The 4,337-nt window shown below is 71.1% G+C and carries 2 protein-coding genes and 2 pseudogenes; 1 reads left to right on the top strand and 3 read right to left on the bottom strand.

What is annotated here, in order from left to right:
• Positions 1–601, top strand: a pseudogene (locus tag AC2W7C_RS13950) (RsmB/NOP family class I SAM-dependent RNA methyltransferase); the annotation flags it as partial.
• On the opposite strand, the gene AC2W7C_RS13945 reads toward AC2W7C_RS13950, so the two are convergent.
• From AC2W7C_RS13945 to murJ, 3 genes and pseudogenes are all read right to left on the bottom strand, one after another.
• The gene (locus AC2W7C_RS13945; RefSeq protein WP_486001976.1) at positions 598–1,293 is read right to left on the bottom strand and encodes a GNAT family N-acetyltransferase; all 696 of its coding nucleotides are present in this window, start codon (positions 1,291–1,293) and stop codon (positions 598–600) included. The pseudogene AC2W7C_RS13950 and the gene AC2W7C_RS13945 overlap by 4 nt on opposite strands.
• A gap of 67 nt (positions 1,294–1,360) precedes the next feature.
• A pseudogene (trpS, locus tag AC2W7C_RS13940) lies at positions 1,361–2,355 on the bottom strand (tryptophan--tRNA ligase).
• Positions 2,356–2,567: 212 nt separating this feature from the next.
• On the bottom strand, positions 2,568–4,226 hold the full coding sequence (gene murJ, locus AC2W7C_RS13935; RefSeq protein ID WP_486001975.1) for a murein biosynthesis integral membrane protein MurJ: 1,659 nt from the start codon (positions 4,224–4,226) through the stop codon (positions 2,568–2,570).
• Positions 4,227–4,337: the final 111 nt, after the last annotated feature.

Raw genomic sequence — 4,337 nt, 5'->3', positions numbered from 1 at the left:
CTGGCTGGCGCCCCAAGGCCGGCGAGTCCATCATTGGATCTGTGCGCCGCGCCCGGCGGCAAGACGCTGCAGCTGGCGGCCTCGGGCGCTCGGTCGTGGCGCTGGACCGGTCGACACGCGGTTGAAGCGGCTGCGCGCCAATCTGGAGCGCACCGGCCTTTCCGCCGAGATCGTCGTCACTCCGGCCGAGGACTGGGAGGATGACCGCGTCTTCGACGCCGTCCTGCTGGACGCGCCCTGCACGGCCACCGGCACCTTCCGACGCAATCCGGAGGTGCTGCGCGCCACCAAGCCCGCCGACGTCGCCAAGCTGGCCGATGTCCAGCACCGGCTGCTGGACGCCGCGGCCGAGCGGGTGAAGCCCGGCGGCCGGCTGGTCTACTGCGTCTGCTCGATGGAGCGGGAAGAGGGCGAGACCCAGATCATCGCCTTCCTGCGCCGCACCCCCGCCTTCCGGACCGCGCCCGCCGTTCCCGCCGCCATCGGCGCGCCGGACGAAGCTCTGACCCCCGAGGGCTGGCTGCGCATCCTGCCCTCAATGTGGGCCGAGAAGGGCGGGCTGGACGGCTTCTTCGTCGCCCGGCTGGATCGCATCGCCTAGGCCGTCTCGGCCGGCTCCATCACCACATAGCTGGGCGTGATCCGGGGCCTGAATCCCAGGGTCTCGTAGAAGGCGATGGTATCGACGTGCCCGATCCGGGCGTGAAGAAAGGCCGTGTCGCCCCGGTCCAGGATGCGCCGGGTCACCGCCCGCATCATCGCCCCGGCGTAGCCTTCGCCCCGATGGTCGGGATGGGTGCAGACCCCGCTGACCTCGGTGAAGCCGTCCAGGTTCAGCCGCTCGCCGGCCATGGCGACCAGCCGGCCTTCGCGCCGGATTCCGATGAACGACCCCAGAAGGTGGGTCTTCGCGAAGAACGGTCCCGGCTGGGTCAGGGCGGCCAGCGCCAGCATCTCCGGTCCGTCCGCGTCGGTCAGGGTCTCGAACTCGACCGACCGGCCGCCGCCGCTCACCTCTGTCGCCACCATCTGCAGGCAGTCGATCCGGTCGACCTCCGTCAGCCCTTCAGGCACAACGGGATCGACTTCGAACAGCGCCAGCCGGCCGGTCGTTTCGGCGAGCGCGACCCAGTCCGCGGCCTCGGCCTCCGGGCTCGCGGCGGCGAACAGGGCGTAGGCCGGATCGAAGCGCAGCACGCCGCCGCCGGCGATCGCCAGCGGGGCCTGGCGCGTGGAGAGGGCGTTCCAGACGGCGCGGTCAAGGGGATGGTCGGACGGACGGGCGAGGGTCATCAACCCTACCTAGGCCGGGCTCCGGGTTTCGCCAGACCCCGGCGGACGCCAGGTCCGAAAACCGCCGTCAGGCCCGCCAGAAGCCGACAATCTTCTTCACCTCGTCCACCACCGGATCGGCGATGGCCGACGCGCGCTCGGCGCCGTCCTCGAGCACCCGGTCGATCTCGGCCGGGTCGGCCATCAGGCGGCGCATCTCGGCGGTCACCGGCGCCATCGCCTCGACCGCCAGCTCGGCCAGCGCCGGCTTGAAGGCGCCGAAGCCCTGGCCGCCGAACCGGGCCAGGACCTGCTCGCGGCTCATGTCCGCCAGCGCGGCGTAGATGGTCACCAGGTTCTTGGCTTCCGCGCGGCCCTCCAGGCCCTCGACGGTTTCGGGCAGGGCCTCGGGATCGGTCTTGGCCTTGCGCACCTTGGCCACGATGGTGTCGGCGTCGTCGGTCAGATTGATCCGCGACTGGTCCGACGGATCGGACTTGGACATCTTGGCCGCGCCGTCGCGCAGGCTCATGACGCGCGGCGCCGGCCCCTGGGTCAGCGGCTCGGGCAGGGGGAAGAAGCCCGGCGCGTTGAAGTCGGTGTTGAACTTCTGCGCGATGTCGCGGGTCAACTCCAGGTGCTGCTTCTGGTCCTCGCCGGTCGGCACCTCGGTGGCCTTGTACAGCAGGATGTCGGCCGCCTGGAGCACCGGATAGGTGTACAGCCCCACCGACGAGCGTTCCTTGTGCTTGCCGGACTTCTCCTTGAACTGGGTCATCCGGTCCAACCAGCCGAGGCGGGCGACGCAGTTGAAGACCCAGGCCAGCTCCGCATGGGCGCGCACGGCCGACTGCGGGAAGATGATCGACCGCGCCGGATCCAGGCCGGACGCCAGATAGGCGGCGGCGATCTCGCGCGTCTGGGCGGTCAGCAGGGCCGGATCCTGCCAGACGGTGATGGCGTGCAGGTCGGCGACGAACAGGAAGCAGGGCGCGCCTGATCCTGCAGCTGGGTGAAGCGCTTCAGGGCGCCCAGGTAGTTGCCTAGATGAAGGGCGCCGGAGGCCTGGATGCCGGACAGGATGCGGCGCGGCCGACGTAGGCGGCCGGGGCGGTGGGAGCCGGGGTCGAATCGGTCATGGTCGAATGCTCGGGGAGGACGTCTGGATCAGGCGTGCGCGATCACGCATGCGAAGGTGCTGGGGAAGATCAGCCGCGCCATCGCCGGCCGGCGGCGTTGAGTCCAGAAATCGTCATGCCTCGCGCTTATCGCCTCGCACCGTGGACAGCAAGGCGTTACTTGCCGGACCGCCGCAGCATCCCCTTCACCTCGGACGGCGTGACCGCCCGGGTGAGGAAGGAAAGCGCGACATAGGCCAATCCGCCCGCCGCGGTGACCAGAAGCAGCGCGCCCTCCTTGGCGCCGACGCCCAGGCCCAGCGCGGCGAGCGCGTCTCCGATCGGAGCCTCGATCACCGACCGGCTCGCCGCCGCCACGCCGACCACCAGGGCCAGGCCGGCCGCGGACAGGCCGATGCGGATCAGGCGGGAGACCGCCTGCGGACTGGGCCGGTAGTGGCCGCGACGCCATAGGGTCCCGGCGAGCAGCAGCACATTGGTCCAGGCGGCGCCCGAGACCGCGGCGGCGATGCCCGAGACGCCCCAGCCGATGTGGAACAGGCCGATGGCCAACGCCGCGTTGACGGCCACCGAGACCAGGGCGAAGACCATCGGCGTGCGCGTGTCCCGCCGCGCGAAGAAGGCCGGCGCCAGGATCCGGATCAGCACGAACGCCGGCACGCCCCAGCCGAACTGGAACAGGGCCCGGGCGGTGTTGACCGCGTCCACCTGCAGGAAGGCGCCGCGCGTGAACAGGGCGTCGATCAGGAAATAGGGCATGGCCATCAGGGCGGCGGCCGCCGGCAGGGTCAGGGCCATGGACAGGACCATGCCCTCGTCCATCGAGGCCTGCTGTTGGACCTTGTCGTCCGACGCCACGGCCCGCGACAGCCGGGGCAGCAGCGCGATGCCGATCGCCACCCCGACCAGGCCCAGCGGCAACTGGTACAGCCGATCGGCCGTGGCCAGCCACGTCCGGCCGCCAGCCACGAAGCTGGACAGGTTGCCCGAGATGAAGACGTTGATCTGGGTCGCGGAGTTGCCGATCGCGGCCGGAACGGCGGTGATGATGATCGCCTTCACCGCGGGGGTCAGCCGCGGCAGGGCCAGCCGGATGTCGGCGCCCGCCTTGCGCGCCGCCCACCAGCACAGCCCGGCCTGCGATATCCCCGCCGCCAGCACCGCCCAGGACGCCGCGTAGGCCGCCCCGACCGGCCCGCCCTGGGCCGGAATGACGGCGACCAGCATGATCAGGTTCAACAGCACGGGATAGGCGCCCGAGACGATGAACCGCCCCCGGGCGTTCAGCACCCCGCTGAGCAGCGCCGCTACGGCCATGCAAGGCAGGTAGGGCATGGTGATCTGGGTCAGGACCACGGCCAGCTTGAACCGCGCCGGATCGTCCAGGAAGCCGACGTTGATCACCGTCATCAGCCACGTCATCGACAGCTGGGCGACGAGGGTCAGGATCAGGGTCGCGAAGGCCACGACGGCCAGGGCGTCGGTCGCCACCTTGTCGGCGACCTCTTCGCCGTCGGTCTCGAGCGTCTTGGCGTAGGCGGGCACGAAGGCGGCGGCGAAGGCGCCCTCGGCGAAGATGCGGCGGAACAGGTTCGGGAAGTTGAGGGCGGTGTTGTAGGCGTCGGCCGCCGGGCCAACCGAGGCGCCCAGCGCCGCCGATATGACCAGATCCCGGGCGAAGCCGGCGAAACGACTGACCAGGGTCAGGCCGCTGAAGATCGCCGACGAGCGCATCATGCCGCCGCCCTTGCGCGCGGTCGTCCCCGACGCCGGCGGCTGGACGATCGGCTCCACCGTCGCATTCGCCGCCGGCATGGGCGGCGCGGCTTCGATGGGGTCTTCGGCTGGGGGGCGGGGTCTTGTCGGCCATTTCGCGCGCCTTAGCCTGCTTCCGCGCCGGGCGATACCGGTCGCGGGCGTCCGGCG

The sequence above is a fragment of the Brevundimonas sp. CURTG3B2_SDJG genome (genome assembly GCF_057364705.1).
This window is presented reverse-complemented; position numbering and strand designations above follow the sequence as displayed.